This window comes from Acetobacterium sp., from assembly GCF_036508315.1.
In the GTDB taxonomy this organism is placed as follows: domain Bacteria; phylum Bacillota; class Clostridia; order Eubacteriales; family Eubacteriaceae; genus Acetobacterium.
On the sequence record NZ_DATCHP010000027.1, the window covers coordinates 25,225 to 45,163 of the forward strand.

21 protein-coding genes are annotated in these 19,939 nt (G+C 39.0%); all 21 read right to left on the reverse strand.

Going from position 1 to position 19,939, the window contains the following annotated elements; translation table 11 throughout:
• Nucleotides 1–8: 8 nt before the first annotated feature.
• A complete protein-coding gene (locus tag VIK44_RS03880; RefSeq protein WP_331552531.1) occupies nt 9–830 on the reverse strand; it encodes an ABC transporter permease in 822 nt (273 codons plus the stop codon).
• Nucleotides 824–1,519: an ABC transporter ATP-binding protein gene (locus VIK44_RS03885; protein WP_331552532.1), complete on the reverse strand. Its 696-nt coding sequence runs from the start codon at nt 1,517–1,519 to the stop codon at nt 824–826. The genes VIK44_RS03880 and VIK44_RS03885 overlap by 7 nt, the downstream gene beginning before the upstream one ends.
• The gene (locus VIK44_RS03890; protein WP_331552533.1) at nt 1,500–1,883 is read right to left on the reverse strand and encodes a GntR family transcriptional regulator; all 384 of its coding nucleotides are present in this window, start codon (nt 1,881–1,883) and stop codon (nt 1,500–1,502) included. The genes VIK44_RS03885 and VIK44_RS03890 overlap by 20 nt, the downstream gene beginning before the upstream one ends.
• Before the next feature lie 224 nt (nt 1,884–2,107).
• On the reverse strand, nt 2,108–2,557 hold the full coding sequence (locus VIK44_RS03895) for a PepSY domain-containing protein (RefSeq protein ID WP_331552534.1): 450 nt from the start codon (nt 2,555–2,557) through the stop codon (nt 2,108–2,110).
• Nucleotides 2,558–2,693: 136 nt separating this feature from the next.
• Entirely contained in the window at nt 2,694–4,013 is a 1,320-nt protein-coding gene (locus VIK44_RS03900) for a HAMP domain-containing sensor histidine kinase (RefSeq protein ID WP_331552550.1), read from the reverse strand.
• A gap of 47 nt (nt 4,014–4,060) precedes the next feature.
• A complete protein-coding gene (locus VIK44_RS03905) occupies nt 4,061–4,747 on the reverse strand; it encodes a response regulator transcription factor (RefSeq protein WP_331552535.1) in 687 nt (228 codons plus the stop codon).
• 440 nt (nt 4,748–5,187) lie between these two features.
• The gene (locus VIK44_RS03910; protein ID WP_331552536.1) at nt 5,188–5,766 is read right to left on the reverse strand and encodes a carboxymuconolactone decarboxylase family protein; all 579 of its coding nucleotides are present in this window, start codon (nt 5,764–5,766) and stop codon (nt 5,188–5,190) included.
• 83 nt (nt 5,767–5,849) lie between these two features.
• Nucleotides 5,850–7,616: a cobaltochelatase CobT-related protein gene (locus tag VIK44_RS03915; protein ID WP_331552537.1), complete on the reverse strand. Its 1,767-nt coding sequence runs from the start codon at nt 7,614–7,616 to the stop codon at nt 5,850–5,852.
• A 29-nt stretch (nt 7,617–7,645) separates the two neighbouring features.
• Complete coding sequence (locus tag VIK44_RS03920) at nt 7,646–8,569, reverse strand: MoxR family ATPase (RefSeq protein ID WP_331552538.1); 924 nt, start codon at nt 8,567–8,569, stop codon at nt 7,646–7,648.
• Nucleotides 8,570–8,922: 353 nt separating this feature from the next.
• The gene (locus VIK44_RS03925) at nt 8,923–9,786 is read right to left on the reverse strand and encodes a nitroreductase family protein (RefSeq protein ID WP_331552539.1); all 864 of its coding nucleotides are present in this window, start codon (nt 9,784–9,786) and stop codon (nt 8,923–8,925) included.
• Nucleotides 9,787–9,868: 82 nt separating this feature from the next.
• Nucleotides 9,869–10,465, reverse strand: a complete 597-nt coding sequence (locus tag VIK44_RS03930; protein WP_331552540.1) for a nitroreductase family protein — start codon at nt 10,463–10,465, stop codon at nt 9,869–9,871.
• Between the two features lie 102 nt (nt 10,466–10,567).
• Nucleotides 10,568–12,301: a cobaltochelatase CobT-related protein gene (locus tag VIK44_RS03935; RefSeq protein ID WP_414637058.1), complete on the reverse strand. Its 1,734-nt coding sequence runs from the start codon at nt 12,299–12,301 to the stop codon at nt 10,568–10,570.
• Nucleotides 12,302–12,578: 277 nt separating this feature from the next.
• Nucleotides 12,579–13,334 carry a MerR family transcriptional regulator gene (locus VIK44_RS03940; RefSeq protein ID WP_331552542.1) on the reverse strand — a complete coding sequence of 252 codons (756 nt, stop codon included), beginning with the start codon at nt 13,332–13,334 and terminating at the stop codon, nt 12,579–12,581.
• 162 nt (nt 13,335–13,496) lie between these two features.
• Nucleotides 13,497–14,435 (reverse strand): transketolase family protein, encoded by a 939-nt coding sequence (locus VIK44_RS03945; protein WP_331552543.1) that lies wholly within the window; start codon nt 14,433–14,435, stop codon nt 13,497–13,499.
• Between the two features lie 2 nt (nt 14,436–14,437).
• Nucleotides 14,438–15,247 (reverse strand): transketolase, encoded by an 810-nt coding sequence (locus VIK44_RS03950; RefSeq protein WP_331552544.1) that lies wholly within the window; start codon nt 15,245–15,247, stop codon nt 14,438–14,440.
• 1 nt (nt 15,248) lies between these two features.
• Nucleotides 15,249–16,454: an alanine racemase gene (gene alr / locus VIK44_RS03955; protein ID WP_331552545.1), complete on the reverse strand. Its 1,206-nt coding sequence runs from the start codon at nt 16,452–16,454 to the stop codon at nt 15,249–15,251.
• 1 nt (nt 16,455) lies between these two features.
• Complete coding sequence (locus VIK44_RS03960) at nt 16,456–17,145, reverse strand: 5'-methylthioadenosine/adenosylhomocysteine nucleosidase (RefSeq protein ID WP_331552546.1); 690 nt, start codon at nt 17,143–17,145, stop codon at nt 16,456–16,458.
• A complete protein-coding gene (ispF, locus tag VIK44_RS03965; protein ID WP_331552551.1) occupies nt 17,142–17,627 on the reverse strand; it encodes a 2-C-methyl-D-erythritol 2,4-cyclodiphosphate synthase in 486 nt (161 codons plus the stop codon). The genes VIK44_RS03960 and ispF overlap by 4 nt, the downstream gene beginning before the upstream one ends.
• A gap of 138 nt (nt 17,628–17,765) precedes the next feature.
• Nucleotides 17,766–18,053 carry a hypothetical protein gene (locus VIK44_RS03970; protein ID WP_331552547.1) on the reverse strand — a complete coding sequence of 96 codons (288 nt, stop codon included), beginning with the start codon at nt 18,051–18,053 and terminating at the stop codon, nt 17,766–17,768.
• Nucleotides 18,010–18,336 (reverse strand): hypothetical protein, encoded by a 327-nt coding sequence (locus VIK44_RS03975; protein ID WP_331552548.1) that lies wholly within the window; start codon nt 18,334–18,336, stop codon nt 18,010–18,012. The genes VIK44_RS03970 and VIK44_RS03975 overlap by 44 nt, the downstream gene beginning before the upstream one ends.
• A gap of 313 nt (nt 18,337–18,649) precedes the next feature.
• On the reverse strand, nt 18,650–19,939 hold a 1,290-nt coding region (locus tag VIK44_RS03980), incomplete at its 5' end, for an amino acid permease (RefSeq protein WP_331552549.1).

Below are 19,939 nucleotides of genomic sequence, written 5' to 3' on the forward strand. Positions count from 1 at the left end.
GTACCACCCTATTCTAAATTCAACCGGTTCTTTAGAATATAGTTAGTGATGAAATAGAACGCCGCTACAGTGATAATATTTAATAGCGTCAGACCATTAATCATAATTTCAATAACCTTTAATTGATTTGTTTGTGAATTAATCAGATTCTCTATCCCAAAAATCGGAATAATCACCGTTAACAAAGTCGCAAGAATCTGTATCACAAGACTAATGCTGATATATGCTCCGAAGGCTGCCATAATCCGATGCTGACTAAAGAGTTGGCCGATGGCAATGGCAACATAAATCATTAAAATAGAGGCCACTATATCGACAATCATTAAAATAATAAATTCAACAATCAGAATATTTGGACTCACCCCAAATTGATTCTGAAATCCACTGTAAAACACATTAATTCCCTGGGTGATTTCCATGACTGAAATATTGCCAATGGCCAGAATAAATATAGAAACCGCCACCGCAACACCACAAACAAAGGTCCACATTAACCCTACAATAAGCTTAGATAAAATAAGCTTCCAGGTTTGCACCGGTAAGGTAAACATGAGATACCCTTCATCGGTGAGAAGGTTTTTATAAAATCGTTGAATAATGACAATCAGAGTCAACACACTCAGAGCAATAATAATTGTAAAATACAGGGTCATGCTAATCCCTAATGGAATATCAAATTTAGAGCCTTCTGTTGAAACCAGAACTGCATCAGGAATTGCTATGAATAGGAGTAGTTTAGTAATAATAGTCAGGACGACTAAAGCCAAATATAATGGCAAAAACGTTCGTGCTGTTGCTTTTACTTCGTATTTGAGTAATTTTACTAACATTTGAATACCTCCCTGAATAGTCCATCCACTGACTTATTGTGTGTTTCCCGAATTTCATCTACGGTGGACGTTAGTTTAATTTCCCCTTGGGATATGAAAATAATATCATCCAATACCTGCTCAATATCGGCGATCAAATGGGTAGAAATTACCACTGAAGCATTTTCCTTGTAATTTGTAATAATGGTATTAAGAATGTAATCCCGGGCGGCAGGATCGACCCCGGCAATGGGTTCGTCCAATAAATAAAGCTCTGCATCCCGACTCATGACTAAAACAAGTTGTACTTTTTCTTTGGTGCCTTTGGACATTGTTTTTAATCGATCGCCGGGATTAATATTAAGGTCTCTCAACATATTGTCTGCCTTAATCCGATTAAAATCTTCATAAAAATCACCAAAGAAGGCAATCATATCTTCGGCTCGCATCCAATCATTGAGATAGGTTCTCTCAGGTAAGTAGGACACCATGGCTTTGGTTTCTATTCCCGGTGCTGCCCCGCCTATGGTGATTTCGCCAGAGGTTGGAACCAGCAGTCCGGTGGCCAGCTTGATAAATGTACTTTTTCCACTGCCATTGGGACCTAACAGCCCGATAATTCTTCCCCTTGGAATTTCCAAATCCAGGTTGGATAATGCCGTGAGATTTCCGAATTTTTTTGTCAGTCCTTTAGCTCTTAGAATTGGCATTGTTATCCTCCTCTGCTTTTTCAATCAATGAAATAATTTCTTCTTTTTCAAAACCAAGCTGTTTCATCTTTTCGAAAAAATTGTCGATTTCTTTAATGGCCAGGGTATTCTTTGCTTCTTCAATCATTTTATTATCCTCCGTAATAAATCGTCCACTGGTTCGTTGTGCAAATACCAGTCCCATTCTTTCAAGCTCCGCCAATGCCTTTTGCATAGTATTAGGATTGACACCGGCTTCCATAGCCATTTCTCTCACAGAGTTAATTTTATCACCAGGGGCATAAATCCCTGAAATTATTCTCAGTTCAATTTGTTCCACCAACTGTTTGTAGATGGGTCGATCTGAATCGATGGTCCATTCCATTGTCGTCCTCCTTTGTATTATTGTATTACTTAACTAATACAATAATACTATTTATTGAATCTGTCAACTCTTTTTTTATTTATTTTCAATTATTAAAGTTATTCCCATAAAATGGCTTAATCACTCATTCTGTTTCACAAAAAACAATACCCTCATTAATGAAAATGAGGGTATTGTTTTTTGTGAAAAGGAAAATTTATTTTTCTAAATTGTAAGTTTCAGTCTTAATATCCGGTAGGATCATCATCTTTATTTTCATACTCAGCGTTGTCTTTATCTTTTGATTTCTCTTCAAGATGATGCTTTTCGCCATTGCTGGTACCCTGGTCTGTTTTCAATATTTTACCGGTATTGGCGTCAACTTTTACATCATTGATGTTTGTCCCGGATTGAATCTGAACGCTGTATAGAATAACACCACCGTCATCTTGAAGTCCAATTGAAACAAAGGTGCCCTCTTTTACTGATTCCATAGCAATCTGCTTTGCCTGATCTTCTGAAATTGTCGTTTTTGTATTGGCCGCTGTTACTTCTTTTGGTTGTTCTGTGGCTGCTGTTATAAAAGTATTTTGTGTAGTAGGGTCTAACGTTTCATGGGCTGCGGCAAAAACGCCGCTTGTGCCTCCAAGTGCCAGCACAACCAATAATGCTAATGTGATTAATTTCTTTTTCATAAATTAATATCTCCTTTTTAAACTTTCTCATGATAATTTTAGTTATTTTTCACCTCCTCTATCTTTATTATAAAGGTCTAAGATGAGATTGAGGTAAATTGAAACTGAAAATCACATGAGAAATAACGATATTAATTTAGCTTTTAATGGGTAAGTTCACAATCATTTTTGTGCCTGTCCCTATTTCACTCTCTCCGGCGATTAAACCGCCGTGGATGTCAACAATCCATTTTACGATGGATAGTCCCAGGCCGGTGCCGCCAAACTCTCTGGATCTTGCTTTATCCACCCGATAAAAACGGTCGAAAATATGAGGCAGTTCTTCCTTTGGTATCCCAACTCCGGTATCGGATATCGTAATGACCACGTGATCATTTAAGCTCCGGGAATTTATTTCTATTTTTCCATTCGGTGGGGTATACTTGATGCTATTGTCGATGAGTGCCCGAAGCATTTGCTTAATGAGCCTCCTGTCCGCTTCAATCATTAGGGAATCATTAATATTGAAATCGATATTGTGGTTATGTGTCACCAGATTGCTTTCTTTAACCACCTCAACAATCAATTCATTTAGCCAAAACCGTGTCTTTTCCAGCTTAAGCATTTCATTATCACTTTTTGAGATAAAAAGAAGGGTATCCAATAGTCGTGTCATGTTTGACAATTCATTTTTTATGGACTGAATACCCTCATTGAGAATTTCAGGATCATTCTTACCCCATCGATCAATTAAATCAGTGTAGCCTTTGATCACTGCAAGGGGTGTTGCCAGTTCATGGGATGCATCCAGGGTAAATTGATTTTGTTTTCCATAGGAATATTGTATTCTGGCAATGAGGTCATTAAAGGTATCTGCCAAGCGGTTCAGTTCGTCATCGGAACCATCAATGATAATTCGCTTTGTCAGATCACTGGCACTGATCTTTTTGGCCTGACTGGTAATCTTATCAATGGGGTTTAAGGCCTTTTTACTGATGATATAGCCAACAATAATTGAAATGATCAATATTAAAGCATCTATCACAAACATGATAGCGGATAAAACATACAAATAATCCCATTCTCGGTCCATATCTTTTATTATTTGAACATCTAAAACATTCCCATCTGCTAAAATGAGCTTATCATTCAAATATAACAGTCTCTTGTCTCCCGCTTTTTCAAATTTTATATTTTTTTTATTAAAGTCGGTTGACAATAGTGCATAATAACTTTCCCCGGTACTATAAATGAGCTTATCTTTAAAGATTAAATTGATGTCCACATTATCCGTCATTTGAGCAATGTTTTTTAAATCAATTCGCTGGGTATCATCAAAGACTGTGATCTCTTTTTTCAGAGAGCTATTAATCAGATCCAGCTGCTGAACCGAGGTCTGATTCATATAGTAACCAATGCTTAACAAAGTAGCAGCATTTACCAAAACAAGCGCAACAAAAAAAAGCAGCGCATACATAATTGTCAATTTATGGGATATCTTTCTTATCTGAAAGGGAAATATTTTCATGGTTGATCCCTAAGGGTATAACCAACACCTCTGATGGTTTGAATCAGTTTTGAACCATAGGGATAATCTATTTTACTCCTGAGATATCTGATGTAAACATCTAAAATATTCGTGTCTCCCTGAAAATCGTAGCCCCATACCTGTTCGATTATTTGGTCTCGGGTTAAAACCAAACCCTTATTGAGCATTAAATATTCAAGAAGGTCATATTCCGTTTTTGTTAAATCAATGGAATCCTCTTGTTTCAGAACCTCTCTGGTCAAAAGGTTAATGGTCAAATCTGATAGTTCCAATTGTTTTGATTCAGTCATTCTGATTTGGCTATGCCTGAGGCCTGCTCTTATTCGTGCCAGCAGTTCTTCCATTTCAAAGGGCTTTGTAATGTAATCATCGGCTCCCAGATCCAGGCCAGTCACTTTATCCGTGATATCCCTTCTTGCTGTAAGCATGATGATTGGTACCATGGAAATTTTACGAATTTTTCTGCACACTTCCATTCCACTTACCTCAGGAAGCATTAAATCAAGCAAAATCAATCCATACTGAGAACCATGAAATTTTTCCAGGCCTTCTTTTCCATCATAGGCACTGTCAAAAGTATATCCTTCATAGGTCATTTCTAATTCTAATATTCTTACGATTGCTCTCTCATCTTCAATGATAAGAATGTCTTTTTTATTCAAATAGTTCAACTCCTTTGCAAAGAATTTCTAATGGTAAAATGCATTTTATTCGTTTCCATTATACACATTCCAGTATTGTTTTAAATTAATTAATCATTATAAAAGTTCCTGCCTTTATTGCTGTTAACACTTTACTTTACTTTACTTTACTTCACTACCACGCTTTGGTCTCTCTGAATCAATTTTATCAATATAATCTGAGAAACAGAGAAATTGAATCTGAGAATTTTCTCATTTAAGAAAACAATGGCGTACCCTATGCAACAACTCGTTGAAAAATTCAACTTAACTTCTGACGACATATCGGGTTCTAAGACATCTTGAATTGGGCAAAGGTCAAAAACGAGAAGCATAAAAATCAAAACAAGAGCAGCCTGCATTAGGCTGCTCTTGTTTTGATTTTGGATGTTTCATCTTACCCATTGCATCTGAAATCGAGTTTATAATGTATCTTTATTAAATACTAAACACTGTTCACTGAATCCTGCAGGCGGTATGCCCAGGCCTTGATTGAGTCTTGCCCAATAATTAACACTTGCGATGGTGCTTGCCAGCATGACGATTTCTTTTTCAGAAAATTCCCTGGTTAAATTTTTTATGAATTTTTCCGTAAGGTCTGGAGGGGTACTTGACAGAATGACAGCATACTGAAGCGCCACCAGTTCACGGATGGTCAAGGTTTTAACAGACTGAACCTCACGTTTACCTTGTAATACCAGAAGCTCTTCTTCTGTAACACCATTCTTATCGATGCCAGCAGCATTCATATCAGTGCAAAATGCGCACGAACAGATCAATGATGCCTGTAGTCTGACAAGATTAAGCAGCCTCTTCTCTTGAGCATCTTTCCCCTTTGCAGTCATCATTTCTAAAACCCCTGACCCAATGGCAGCTCTGGGATACCATGATAAAAGACGGGCGGGCAATAAATCTTTGCCGGTTTCTTTTTTTGCAATATACAAGCCTATTCTAAGTAAAAAAGGTATTTTCTTTGGCGGTTTAATAAATGCTTTTCTCATAATGAAAATCTCCTTTATTTTTATCACACTGAATACATACCTTTATTTTAAATAAATAAACATACGAGAAGTGATGTGAATCTTTAATTCGTGATAATCTGTTTTAAATATATTATAACCATTTCGGAAAAGCGGTTAATGTCTTTAATATAGGCAAAGTCCTTGCCGTAAATCAGTTTTTCGGCCATTAAATCCTGCTCTTTTCCAGTAAATACCCCAAGTACTAAGATACCCTGGTGTCTGGCCAGACGAACCTCTCTGGCGGTGTCGTCAATGGCGACCCGCCCACGATAGGCTGCATGAAGATCTTCAACCTGGCCTTTTCCGACTTTGATGTCATTGGGGCGGCCATCACTTAAAACAATCAAAATCTTATTGTCTTCCCGGCGCTTCAGGAGATCCTGGCAGGTCGCTTTAATGGCCAGGCCGTCACGATTATTCCCTGCACAGAAGTACTCAAAAATATTGTCATTGGCGGAAAGAGGCGATTCATAATCCCGAAAGCGTTTAATAACTGTATAATCGAGAAAGCTGGAAAAACCCAGTACCCGATTTGGAATTCCTACCAGTGTCAGTGCATGAGCTAATATATAGGCCTGGATGGCCACACGGGACTGATTTCTTCGTTGCGATCCACTGGAATCCATAAGGATATCCACCACAAAGCTCCCTTTGTCATTGTCAATGGTTTTAACAAAAACCTTGTTATTGCTGCTTCGGTTGACACGCCAGAGCTTATTGGCAACAATCTTTCCGGCATCCGACGGAATGCGATCAGCAATTTCTTCCTGAACCAGGGTTCGTGCCATACTATCCTTCAATTTATTTATATTTCGCTTGAAAACCTTATAATTGGCGTGAAACACTTCAATGTTTTTTGACTGCTGACGTTTGACGTATTTCTCCTGAAAATTGTTTTTTGAATCACTTCGGATGACCCCATCTGTCATATGAATACGACAGTTACCATGAGCTCCCTGACACACGCGGTTTTGCAGTTGCCTAACATCATTAATGGGCAAAAACGATTTTCCGTAATAATAGGCAACCTTTTCATATATTTTTTCCAAATCCTCTTCCTGGACCCGCAGAATACGATTGTTGGCTTTATCCGAATTGTTTGACCCTTCACCCTGGGATTCTCCTAAAAGTGCATTGGAAATATCCTCAACGGAAGCTTCAATATCTGATTCCTCTTGGTCTTCAAACAACTCTTCCAGCATAAAATCGCTAAAATCCCCTCGGATTCCGTTCTTGTTATTGCCTGACTCATCTGCTTCAGCCTCATCTGCTTCAGCGAAAAGCGGAAAATATTTCATATAAATATCTTCAATCCCCTTAAGCAACTCAATGGTGTCATCCTTTGTCTGAAGAGCTAAGAGGCCATTTAAAAGATTTCGTGTTTTCACGTCTAACTGTGGGTTTTTCCCTATTTTCTCCAGAATCATGGCATGTTTAGTCTTTTCTAAGAGGTTGTCTGTATGCAGATTATAATAATTGCTTAGAATATCTTCATATGCTTTTTTCCGGATATCATAAACTCCGGGACGTTCGGCAATGACTTTCTCTTCAACAATAAGATCACTTCCCATGGCAATAAGCGCTAATAGGATATCTTTATTAAAACCGGCCCGATGGCGGCTGATGACGTATTTTTTAACACTGGGCCATGCAATATACTTCCTGCGGCCACCGGCAGTAACGGCATGGTACAATGCAACATTTTCAGAAATAAAGCTCTTTTCCCCTCTGTCCATGTTTTCATCATAGTCTCCGGAAATGGTCCACATGAGGTTGGTAATGCGATTATCAAATTCATAATCTTCATAGATCCATTTATCATCTTTCAACGATTTCACCACCTTCCCCTATTCAAGACTTAAAGATCTTTAAAAACATCTGAGGCTTCCCAGCTTTCTCGTATACGGGTTTTGATAACATCCATGACGATTTCCTTTTCATACTGATCAAAGGTTTTTCCGACAACTCCCATATCCACAGCCAGCATGGGTTTTAACCCTCGACGAATGGTTTTTAGACTTCCAATCAGTCCCCGCAGATCCACAGATTTTGTAGAAATTTCCGAGTTTTTGGATTTCATCTGGAGATCTAAAAATATGCCTGCAAACTGGGGCAGAATATCCTCTTTAACATCCGGAAAGTATTCTTTTAGGATAATCATTAGGGTTTCTTCCTCAATTTGTGGAATATCAATGGTCATAAACCTTGAAACCAGGGCTTCATTAAGTTCTTTTGTTCCGGCATACTCATAATTCATGGTGCCAATAAAACGTGTGGCTTCATGAAGTTTTATTTTTTCATAGCCTGGCACATCAATGACTTTCCGATAATCCAAAGCCGAGTGAAGAACCACAAGGGCATCATTTTTCGCCATATTGATTTCGTCAAAAACCCCAAACCCTCCGTTAATGGCACATTCATAGACTGAACCCCGGCGCAAACGGACTTCATTGTCGATAAAGGTATCGGTTCCGATGAGACTCGAACTATCGGTGTTCACATGAAAAGAGGTATTCCACTGCGGACGGTTAAACAATTCGCAGATATTATCGGCCAGTACATTTTTGCCGGTAGCCTTTGGTCCGGATAGCAAAATATTTTCGCCTTCTAGAATAGCGGTGATACACATGGCCCAAATATCTTTTCCGTAAAATACAGTTTCTGTGTCTGGTACACGATTCTGAAGACGATCTTCGAGCTTATAGAAACTCCTGAACTGTTTCACATCATCGAGGAGTTTTTCATTGATTCCTTGTTTTAATAATTCCTGGTATAATTCCATGTTTAATCCCTTTCTGTTTCGGTCCTGCCAATTTTTATTGTAAAGTTTAATAAGAATGAATTAATATATCATTAATTGTTTAAAAATAACACTGAAAATTCAATATTACAAAAATCTGTCCAATATACTTCTTATAATAATTTTTTGAGATTAATTTAGTTTCCTGCATAACTTAATTATACCACTTTTTCAGATTCTTCGAAATCCTCATTTTATGTTTTCGGGCATAAAAATAGAGCTTTTGCTTAATAGCTCCTTCGCTATTTTGCAAAAGCCCCTTTTGTTTATTGCCAAACTCAAACGACAATTATTTCATTTGAATTTTGGGCTCTTGAGTTCTCTCTTTCTGTACTTTAAAGATCAAAATGTGCGACCAGTCGGTATTCCATATTACCGGACTCATCATTGACAAAATGCCATTTGGCTGGAAAGCCCAGTTCGCTGGCTAATCCTTGAAGCATGTACATCATGATGCCTGCATCGGTATAATTCCCTTCATGCTCAGGATTTATTACAGCGAGTTCCGCATATCCATCCTTCAGGATCAATCTGCATGGCTGGGTGTTTTGATATGAAGGTGAATTTCTCACATAATACAATAGATCTAAAACGCTTCTGCTTTTCATTTCTGATATTGGTGCACTATTTCCCCATTCATACAGGTAGACAATGTCAGAAACTGAAAGTCTTTCTTCATCAGTCTCTATGGTCGTTATCCCATAAGGATCCTGATCATAGTTAGAAGTTCTATTGATTACCGCTTTATTTTTCTTTGGTTTTTGCTGAGCCTTTCCAAAAGCCAATAGATATTGGATAGTTCCCAGTTGATCATTAATCAACTCCCGTTTCTTTTCAGGAGTTACACCCAGAAGGGTTATCCAGCAGCTGCCAATGTCCATTTCATAGAGTTTTTTGATAATGGCCTGCATATGGAATGCGCCAATAAATTCGATTTCATGATCAATTTTGGCAATACGAAGACCGATATAATGAAGGCTTTTGATCATCAAACCAGGATATCCACCGGACCCTTCCAAATTCTTATATACTTCACCGCCATTTTCCATCAGCATAAATGAAAAGCCTTTTTCCTTGCCAACCGTGTCATTTAATTCGTTCAAATAGGTTTTAATGTCATTGATGTCACACTCTTCCAAGCTGCTATCTACAAAATCCCTGGTTGAGTGACTGTTAACTGTAAATTCTCTAAATTTCATCAGTTTACTTTCCCTTATTATTATTTTAATTTTATTCAAATTCACCGATAACTCAATAATTAAGCCTATTTAAAATAAATAACTAAAGGACTACCACTCTTTCCTCAATGGGCACAAATTCTTTTTCACCCGGTAATGCTGTGGGTTTCCCAAATGGCATTTGGGCAATTAAGCGCCAGGCATGTGGAATATTAAATTCTTTTTTTACTGCTGCATCAATGATGGGATTATAGTGCTGAAGGTTAACGCCTAAACCTTCGGCTTCCAATTGTGTCCAAATAGCGAACTGAAGCATGCCATTAGCCTGTTCGGCCCAAATGGGGAAATTATCTTTGTAGGCTTCAAATTCATCGGCTAAACCCTGGGTTACAGTTTTTTCATCAAAGAATAAGAGAGTACCGCATCCCGCAGCAAAACCATTTATCTTTTCTTCTGTGGGTGCAAATCTATCCGGTGGGACGATTTCTTTTAAAGCATCCATAACAATTTTCCACATTTTTTTATTTTTTTCTCCAAAAAGTACTCCAATCCTTGTGCTTTGGCTGTTGAAAGCAGTTGGCACGTACTTGGTTGAATTTTTCACAATTTCAAGAACCCGTTCATTTGAAACGGTGTTTTCAGAACAAATTCCATAAATGGATCGTCGTTCCTCCATAGCCTGTTTAAAATCTTTTGACATTTTTTCCTCCTTGAAGTATTGTATTTCTATGTATGATACCCTTTCTTCCAATCTTTAAACTTAATTCGAATGTATGGTTTTTTTGCGCTTACCTAGGCATCTCTAATTCATGATAATCTGTTTTAAATATTTTATAACGATTTCGGAAAAACGGTTAATGTTCTTAATATAGGCAAAGTCTTTGCCGTAAATCAGCTTTTCAGCCATTAAATCGTGTTCATCTCCGGTAAATACCCCTAGTACTAAAATCTCCTGTTGTCTTGCCAGGCGCACTTCCCTTGCGGTATCTTCAATGGCGACCCCACCGCGATAGGCTTCATGTAGATCTTCATACTTACCTTTTCCGATTTTAAAATCGTTAGGGCGACCATCACTTAATACAATGAGAATCTTGTTGTCTTCCCGGCGCTTAAGGAGATCCTCACAGGTGGCTTTAATGGCTAAGCCATCTCGATTATTCCCTGAACAAAAATATTCAAAGATGTTATCGTTAGCGGAAAGCGGGGATTCATAGTCCCGAAAGCGCTTAATAACCGTATAATCAAGAAAGCTTGAAAAACCCAGTACCCGGTTGGGTATGCCCAACAAAGTTAATGCCCTGGCTAAAATATATGCCTGGATAGCTACCTGGGATTGATTTGTTCGCAGGGATCCGCTGGAATCGATGAGAATGTCCACCACGAAGTTTCCTTTATCGTTATCAATGGTTTTCACAAAAATCTTATTATTCCTGCTTCGGTTAATACGCCAAAGCTTATTGGCAACAATTTTCCCGGTGTCTGACGGAATGCGATCGGCAATTTCTTCCTCCACCAGGGTTCTTGCCATGCTGTCCCTTAATTTATTGATATTTCGCTTAAACACCTTTTCATTAGCTTGAAAGTCTTCACTGTTATTTGCCTGTTGGCGCCTGACGTATTTTATTTGACAATTATTTTTAGAATCACTTCGAATGACCCCGTCGGTCATGTGAATAAGACAGTTACTATGGGTGCCCTGACAGACTCGGTTTTGCAATTTTTTAAGGTCATTGGTATGCAAAAACGATTTTCCATAATAATAAGCAACCTTTTCAGAATTTTTTTTCAAATCTTCTTCCCGGACCTGCAGTATCCCATTGCTGAAGTTCCAGGAGTTTATGACATCCTCAGTGGAAATTTCAGTATCGAAGGTCTCAGACTCATCGAATATCTCTTCCGGCATAATGTCACTGTTATCATCTGATTTTGTGCCACTTCCCGGGGAATCTTCCTTTTCACCGATAACGGCCTTGACAGAATTAGAGAAATATTTCAAATAGAGCTCTTCAATTCCCTTGAGCAGCTCAACGGTGTCTTCCCTTGCTTGAAGGGCTGAGAGGTCATTTAAAAGATTCCTTGTGTTAACATCTATACAAGGGTTTTTCCCTGTTTTCTCAAGAATCATGGCATGTCTTGCCGTTTCTAAGAGGTTATCTGTATGCAGTTTATGATATCTTTCGAGAATATCTTTATAGGCTTTTTTTCGAATATCATAAACCCCGGGACGTTCGACAATGACTTTCTCCTCAATAATAAGATCACTGGCCATGGTAATGAGTCCTAATAGGATATTTTTATCAAAACCAGCCTGATGGCGGCTGATGACATACTTTTCAACACTGGGCCATTCAATATACTTCCTTCGGCCACCGGCTGTGACTGCATGGTATAATGCAACATTTTCAGAAATACCGCTTTTTTCTCCTTTGTCCATATCTTCATCATAGTCTCCGGAAATGGTCCACATGAGATTGGTAATGCGATTATCAAATTCATGATTTTCATGGATCCATTTAGCATCTTTCAACGATTCCACCGCCTTCCACTATTGAAATCTTTAAAACTTTTGTATATTTTAATTTTTACTTTTATTTCATCCATAATATTAATTATGACACAAATAATTTAAAATGGCATAAATTTATCACACAATTTTTATACCCAAAAAAAAACAAAGCGTTAGCTTCAGGGTTTTTTGGCTGCAGAAAAAGAAGTTAATAAACTTTTTCGAGGTTAATTAATCTGATTGTGTAACTCAGTTTGATATCTTTACCAAAATCATTACTCTTAAATTAATTTAGTTTTTGGCGCATTTATGCCGTATAAATCTGAATGGCATCTCTTAAAAATACTGCTGTACCCGGCTTTTTTTCATCATAATATGCCGTAAATCTTGGATCATCAACATACATCTGAGCCAGGCCTGCGTGGGCTTTTTTTGAGTAGCTATCCCAATAATAGCATAACCACTGACGATGAAGATCTGCTGTTTTTTGAGCTAATTCCCCTGCAGGATCACCTGTTTCAAATGCAGCCTGCAGCGTTTCCATAACCTCTGTGGCAAGCCTTGTCACTTCATCATGCTGTTCCTGGGACATTCCCATAACTTTTTGATTCGATTGATTAACCGTCTCATACCCATATTTTTTGCGAATTTCCTTACCATATTTTGCTTCATTTTTATCGATTGTTTTTTTCTTTAAGCCTTCGAACTTTTCTTGATCCATCATTGTAATTCTCCCTTCTGTACGGGCAATGGTTTTTTGAACATTTAAAATTAAACTGTCCAATTGCTCGCGTTTTTCAAGCAGCTTCTCATGGTGTTCTTTCAGTGCCTGTACGGCATTATAAGACGGCGATGTTATAATCTCTTTAATCGATTCTAAGCTCACACCAAGCTCCCGGTAAAAAAGAATTTGCTGCAACTGATCAATTTCTACCTGGCCATATATCCGATACCCCGATGAGTTAATTCTTGCGGGCTTAAGCATATCCAACTCATCATAATATCTCAGTGTTCGAGTGCTGACACCAGCCATCACAGCTAATTTTTGAACGGTGTATTCCATGCGATCACCTCCCGATAAAATAACTATACACCTTAACGTTACGTCAATGTCAAGGGGAAATTCATATTTTAGGTGAAATTTATCAGCTAAAAAAAACAGAGTCATAAAGACTCTGTTTGAGTGTAATAATAATGTTCGCAGGCGATTAATAATCGCCCCTACTTATTTTCGTTTGATGGCTTTTTTTGCTGCAATGACGATATCTTTTGGGGTTAATTCATATTTTTCCATAAGTGCTCCAACCTTGCCGGATTGGCCAAAAATATCTTTGACGCCGACACGTTCCATTGGTACCGGGGCAACTTCACAGAGAACTTCGGCAACGGCTCCGCCAAGACCGCCAATAATGCTGTGCTCTTCTGCGGTAACAATGGCGCCGGTTTTAATGGCTGCATCTTCAATGGCATCAATATCAATGGGTTTAATGGATCCCATATTTAGAACCCGTGCTGAAATACCATCGTCTTTTAAAAGTTCGGCGGCTTCTAATGCGACACCTACCATTAGGCCTGTGGCAATAATGGTGACGTCTCGTCCCGTTTTCAGCAAACTGGCTTTTCCAACTTTGAATTCATAGTCTTCATCAAAAAGGAATGGCACGTCACTTCGACCTAAACGGATATAAACCGGTCCGTTAATTTCCATGGCTGCATCCATCATCTTTTCTGTTTCAATGGCATCCGCGGGACATAAAACAGTCATGTTGGGAATAACACGCATGAGCGCAATATCTTCAATGGACTGATGAGAACCGCCATCTTCTCCAACTGAAATCCCGGAATGGGTCAGTGCAATTTTAACATTAAGTTTTGGATAGCATATGCTGTTTCGAATGACTTCATAGGCCCGGCCGGCACCAAAAATCGCAAAGGTGCTTGCAAAAGGAATTTTACCAACCGTTGCAAGGCCTGCTGCCATTCCCATAAGATTTGTTTCTGCAATCCCCACATTAAAATGTCTTTCGGGACACGCTTTTTTAAAGATATTCGTTTTGGTTGCTCCGGATAAATCCGCATCCAAAACGACAAGATTTTTGTTTTTTTCACCCAAAGTCACTAAATACTCACCATATGCTTGTCGTGTTGATTTTTTATCTACCATGATTACGCCTCCAATTCTGCTAATGCTTGTTTGACTTCTTCAGCATTTGGCCCTTTTCCATGCCATCCGGCATTGTTTTCCATAAATGAGACACATTTGCCCTTAACGGTTTTACAAATAATAACGGTTGGCCGATCTGCCGATCTTTTCGCAACTTCCACTGCTATTCTCAGCTCGTTAAAGTTATGACCATCTTCAACTGTAATCACATTCCAATTAAACGCCGCAAATTTGTCATCAATGGGGTGGGGGTTCATCACTTCACACACAGCACCATCAATTTGGAGATTATTATTATCCACAAACGCGATGAGATTATTGAGTTTGTAATGACCGGCTGCCATGGCAGCTTCCCATACAAGACCCTCCTGCAATTCCCCATCACCCAGTAAAACATAAATGTTATGGGCTTTATCATCTATTTTTCCGCCTAATGCCATTCCGGTGGCAGCTGAAAATCCCTGGCCCAGTGAACCGGTTGACATATCAATACCGGGAACCTTATTCATATCAGGGTGTCCCTGTAAAATCGAACCAAGCTGACGGAAATTTGCTAATTCTTCTTTTGGAAAGAATCCCTTAGCGGCAAGGGTTGCGTACAATAATGGTGCTGCATGCCCTTTTGATAGTACAAAACGATCCCGATCCTCATTGCGGGGATTCTTTTCATCCACATTCATTTGTTCAAAATAAAGTAATGTCAGAATCTCTGTTGCTGATAATGATCCCCCGGGATGCCCTGAACTCGCCTTGCCAATCATTTTTATAATATCCATCCGAATACCTCGAGCGATTTCTTCTAAAAATGCCATATCATTCTCCTTTTATATTAATTTCATTATCGCTGGAACTGTTTAACTGATTCACTAAAATTTGCCGGCGGACACTTTGGACCTTGCCTTCTTCGAAATAAACCCGTGGCACACGCTTGTTCACCATACAGACAATTTCATAATTAATGGTTCCCAGCGCATCAGCCAAAACATCGGCTGATATGTTTTCCCCAAAAATTTCGACTACATCATAAAGGTCCACCACTTTGATTTCCGATAGATTTACCATGCACTGGTCCATGCAAATATTTCCAATCACGGGTGCTAACTGGCCATTGATCCAAACTTCGGCCTTTCCGGTGAGCATTCTGGTAAATCCATCGCCGTAACCAATGGCTAAAGTCCCGATAAGCGTATCCTTTTCCGCCACAAAATGATTCCCGTAACTCACGGTATCTCCTTTATGCATGGTTTTTAAATGAACAATGGTTGCTTTTAGCGACATTACCGGTTTAAGATTAATTTTTGATCGATCCACTTTATTTGATGGGTACAATCCATAAAGAATGATTCCCGGACGTACCATGTCAAAATGAACCCCTTCCAAATCAAAGATTCCGGCGCTGTTTGCTATGTGTTTTATAGGGATATGAATACCGTTTGTTTCCAAATCGGCAATCACCTGTTTAAAACGTTCAACCTGGACCATGCTGAAGGTTTTATCCGCAGCATCAGCGGTTGAGAAATGACTGAAGAGTCCTTGAATTTCGACACCTTCAAGTAGATTGATGGCGGTAATGAATTCCGATGCATCTTTCCAATCAAATCCGATGCGCCCCATGCCAGTATCGACCTTCACATGAATGGGGTGAACAATACCGGCTTTCTGGCAATAATCAGACAATACTCTGGCAAAGTCCATTTGGTAAACCCCGGGAATCACATCCCAACGAATAAGGGCTGGAATATTTGTTTCAGGGGTATGACCAAGCAGTAATATTTGATCAGTAATCCCACCCTGGCGCAGAGCAATGGCTTCATCCATAAAGGCCACCGCCAACATATCCACTCCGGCATTACTAAGGGTTTTGGCACATTCCAGACTGCCATGGCCGTAGGCATCCGCTTTAATCACACCAAGAATCCTTACCTTCGGGCCTACAATTCTGCGAATTTCTTCGTAATTATGAGTAAGGGCATCTAAATTTATTTCTGCCCAGGTAGACCTTATTGCTAAATCATCCATATTACTCAACTCCCTGGATGATATTCAACGCCATGGCCACACCATTTTTAATGGAGTTTTCCAAATTGTTTTTATAGTCTTCCGTGAGATTCCCATCAGCCTTATCGGATATGGAGCGAATAATAACATAGGGTACCTGGTTAACAAAAGAAACCTGTCCAATCGCGGCACCTTCCATTTCCACGCAAAGACCACCAAACTTATTTCTGAGTTTTTCTTTGAGTTCGATGGAGTCTACCCCTAAATCCGCTGTCATGACCCGACCGCTCCGGTAAGCCGCATTAAGCTCAGTGGCAGCTTTTTCTGCCAGCTTTATTAACGTTTTATCCGCTTTAAAAAAGGTGATATCCATGTTTGGAATTTCACCCCAGGGATGGCCAAAGGCTCTGGCATCCATATCATACTGACAGCTGTCTTCAGAAATGACAATATCCCCAATCTCAAGGTCGGGATGAACTGCACCAGCCACACCTACATTGATAATGGCTTTCGCTTTAAAAAGATCAATGAGAATCTGGGTGCAAATGGCGGCATTGACTTTTCCAACCCCGGACTTCACGACCACAACTTCCTTTTGATTGAGTTTTCCTTTGATAAAGGCCATTCCCCCATGGGTAATTTTAATGGACTCCTCCATGGCAGACTTAATGTCTGTAACCTCGTTTTCCATTGCTGCAATAACACCAATCATTTTATTAATTCTCCCTTCACAAGACTTACCACTGCATTGGCCGCAATTCCCTGTTGACTTCCTGTAAAACCCAGGCCTTCTTCGGTGGTCGCTTTAACGCTTACGCGGTTCTCTGACAAATTTAATGTTCTTTCAATGTTTTCTACCATGACTTTCATATGTGGTTCAAGTTTCGGTTCCTGGGCAATTATGGTTGAATCTATGTTATTGATTACATAGTTCTTTTCATTCACCAGTTCACCTACTTTTTTTAATAGCAGGAGACTGTCACAGTCTTTATAGGCTTTTTCGGTATCCGGGAAATGTTTTCCAATATCCCCCAGTGCCAAAGCACCTAAAAGTGCATCCATAATGGCGTGAATCAATACATCAGCATCTGAATGTCCCAGGAGACCCAGAGGATGTTCTATTTTTACACCGCCTAAAATAAGCGGCCGATTTTCAACTAAACGATGGACATCATAACCTGTGCCTATTCGTATCATCTGGCTCCTTCCATCCACTTTTTCAAGGTGGAATGCATGATTCGACTTTATATCCCTTTGCTTTATCCACCCGGATTTCGAGTAGTAAAGCCTGCAAGCGTTGAAACGCCTGCATTCCTTTCTTTTTTTCTGTCACTACCTTCTCTCGTTAACCGTTGTTTTTCTGCGTTTAATTAAGTTAACAATCACAAAGATTTTGTAAATCTCATCATGGTTCTTTTCAGGATTTCCGGTGACACGGATGTTGTAAATGGTTCCATCCTGTCCGGTCATGATTATGGTTGACTGTTGACAGGGTCTCACGGATGGTTTGCCATTCCCTGGTATCCCTTGAGAATCCGGCTGTAAACAGGGAATCCTTGCCCATCCACCATAAAGATCAGGGGACAGTCCCGGCGTTTTTCTTTGGATACCCCATGGCATAGTAGCTGTCCTTACCCTTACCCTGACCCTGAATATCAGACTCCAGCATTTCAGCAAACGCTGAATGCTCATTAAACCACTGATGGGTGACCAGTTCGCTGGATGGGTGGATGAGTCTTCCTATGATAAGAGCCTGTGACACGGCAATCTCCTTCCAGCACGCCTTTGGTAAGTCACTTAAGTTTCCCAGACTCATGATGATCCGCTGCCTTGGTTTGTTCTCAGCATTACGGTAGGATTCCACCAGTTTGTGGTTATAGTAGGTTATCTCTTTTTTCTTCATTTTAAATTCTCGTATAAACATAATCCCATTATACAATAGCTTTCAAAAGGAGTCAATATAAAAATATTTTAATTACTATATTCGGTCACTACATTTGCGATTTCGGATTATCTTTACCAATTCATGGGGTTTGCGATCAGAAAATCAGCTATAATTGTGAAATTTACTATTTTTACTCAAAAAAAGGGCTAAGCGTACGAAATATCATTTTTTCGTACGCTTGCGCTTATTTCTTATATCAAATTTGCATTTTCAAAGGCTTTTATTGATGTTCCTAAAAAGTCTCTTTCTCAGTTATAATTTCATAATATTTTTAAGAATTCACATCTGAAATCGATACGATTTTTTCATCAGCGCAAGCTTTATTAGCAATATTTCTTTTATTAATACCACTGCCAAAATAATAGGCAACTAATAGTAATAGCCAAATTGGTCCTACAATAACGGCTATTCGAGTATCTGGGCTTAAGCACATTACGACTACCAGGAATACTAAAAATGCCATACTAATATAATTAGTAAAAGGAAATCCTCTCATTGGAAATTTTATTTTTTTTATTTGTTCAGGGGTAAGCGATTTTCTATATTTCATTTGTGCGAGTAAAATCATAAACCATGCAAAAACACCGGCAAAGGTTGCAACACTTGTAACATAAGCAAATACTTTAGCTGGAACAACAAAATTAAGAAAAACACCAATAAGCATGAACCCTGCCGAAATTAAAATTGCAGTGCTGGGAACATGAGTTTTACTAATCTTTCCAAACATTTTTGGTGCTGAACCTTGAAGGGAAAGGTTATAAAGCATACGACCTGTCGTAAAAATACCACTGTTACACGATGATAGTGCCGCAGTTAATACAACAAAATTTATAATACCTGCTGCTGCACCAATTCCAAGTTTAGCAAAGGTTGCAACAAATGGACTACCAGTCGTTCCAATTGTAGCCCATGGGTAAAGTGACATGATTACAAACATTGCACCAACATAGAATATCATTATTCTGATTAAAACTTTATTAATAGCTGATGGTATTACTTTATCCGGGTTTTTAGCTTCACCAGCGGTAACACCGATAAGCTCAACTCCGATAAAAGCAAAGGCAACCATTACCATAGCCATAATTGGGCCTTTTATTCCATTGGGAAAGAAGCCTCCATTATTCCATAAGTTTGAAATTCCAATAGGGATTCCTCCATTACCCCATCCAGTTGTAATCATAACCATACCTAAAATGATCATAGCAATAATGGTCACAACTTTTATAAGTGCAAACCAAAATTCGAATTCACCAAAAGCCTTTACTGCAATTAAGTTTACTAATGACAAAAGAGCAACCGCAGCAAGAGCGGAGATCCATTGGGGAATACTTGGAAACCAAAAATTAACATAAATACCTACCGCAGTAACCTCTGCCATACAAGTTACAATCCACATAAACCAATAAGTCCATCCTGTTAAATATCCAGCAAGAGGTCCAATAAATTCACTGGCATAGGCACTAAATGATCCTGCAACCGGATTTTCAACTGCCATTTCTCCAAGTGCACGCATAATGCAGAATAGAAAAATTCCAGCAATGGCATAACATATTAAAATTGC

What these genes read in the sequence shown, in the direction of transcription:
- VIK44_RS03880 (WP_331552531.1), bottom strand. Translation starts at nt 830, where the DNA reads ATGTTAGTAAAATTACTCAAATACGAAGTAAAAGCAACAGCACGAACG.
- VIK44_RS03885 (WP_331552532.1), bottom strand. Translation starts at nt 1,519, where the DNA reads ATGCCAATTCTAAGAGCTAAAGGACTGACAAAAAAATTCGGAAATCTC.
- VIK44_RS03890 (WP_331552533.1), bottom strand. Translation starts at nt 1,883, where the DNA reads ATGGAATGGACCATCGATTCAGATCGACCCATCTACAAACAGTTGGTG.
- VIK44_RS03895 (WP_331552534.1), bottom strand. Translation starts at nt 2,557, where the DNA reads ATGAAAAAGAAATTAATCACATTAGCATTATTGGTTGTGCTGGCACTT.
- VIK44_RS03900 (WP_331552550.1), bottom strand. Translation starts at nt 4,013, where the DNA reads ATGTATGCGCTGCTTTTTTTTGTTGCGCTTGTTTTGGTAAATGCTGCT.
- VIK44_RS03910 (WP_331552536.1), bottom strand. Translation starts at nt 5,766, where the DNA reads ATGAGAAAAGCATTTATTAAACCGCCAAAGAAAATACCTTTTTTACTT.
- VIK44_RS03920 (WP_331552538.1), bottom strand. Translation starts at nt 8,569, where the DNA reads ATGGAATTATACCAGGAATTATTAAAACAAGGAATCAATGAAAAACTC.
- VIK44_RS03925 (WP_331552539.1), bottom strand. Translation starts at nt 9,786, where the DNA reads ATGAAATTTAGAGAATTTACAGTTAACAGTCACTCAACCAGGGATTTT.
- VIK44_RS03930 (WP_331552540.1), bottom strand. Translation starts at nt 10,465, where the DNA reads ATGTCAAAAGATTTTAAACAGGCTATGGAGGAACGACGATCCATTTAT.
- VIK44_RS03940 (WP_331552542.1), bottom strand. Translation starts at nt 13,334, where the DNA reads ATGGAATACACCGTTCAAAAATTAGCTGTGATGGCTGGTGTCAGCACT.
- VIK44_RS03945 (WP_331552543.1), bottom strand. Translation starts at nt 14,435, where the DNA reads ATGGTAGATAAAAAATCAACACGACAAGCATATGGTGAGTATTTAGTG.
- VIK44_RS03950 (WP_331552544.1), bottom strand. Translation starts at nt 15,247, where the DNA reads ATGGCATTTTTAGAAGAAATCGCTCGAGGTATTCGGATGGATATTATA.
- alr (WP_331552545.1), bottom strand. Translation starts at nt 16,454, where the DNA reads ATGGATGATTTAGCAATAAGGTCTACCTGGGCAGAAATAAATTTAGAT.
- VIK44_RS03960 (WP_331552546.1), bottom strand. Translation starts at nt 17,145, where the DNA reads ATGATTGGTGTTATTGCAGCAATGGAAAACGAGGTTACAGACATTAAG.
- VIK44_RS03970 (WP_331552547.1), bottom strand. Translation starts at nt 18,053, where the DNA reads ATGCCATGGGGTATCCAAAGAAAAACGCCGGGACTGTCCCCTGATCTT.
- VIK44_RS03975 (WP_331552548.1), bottom strand. Translation starts at nt 18,336, where the DNA reads ATGAAGAAAAAAGAGATAACCTACTATAACCACAAACTGGTGGAATCC.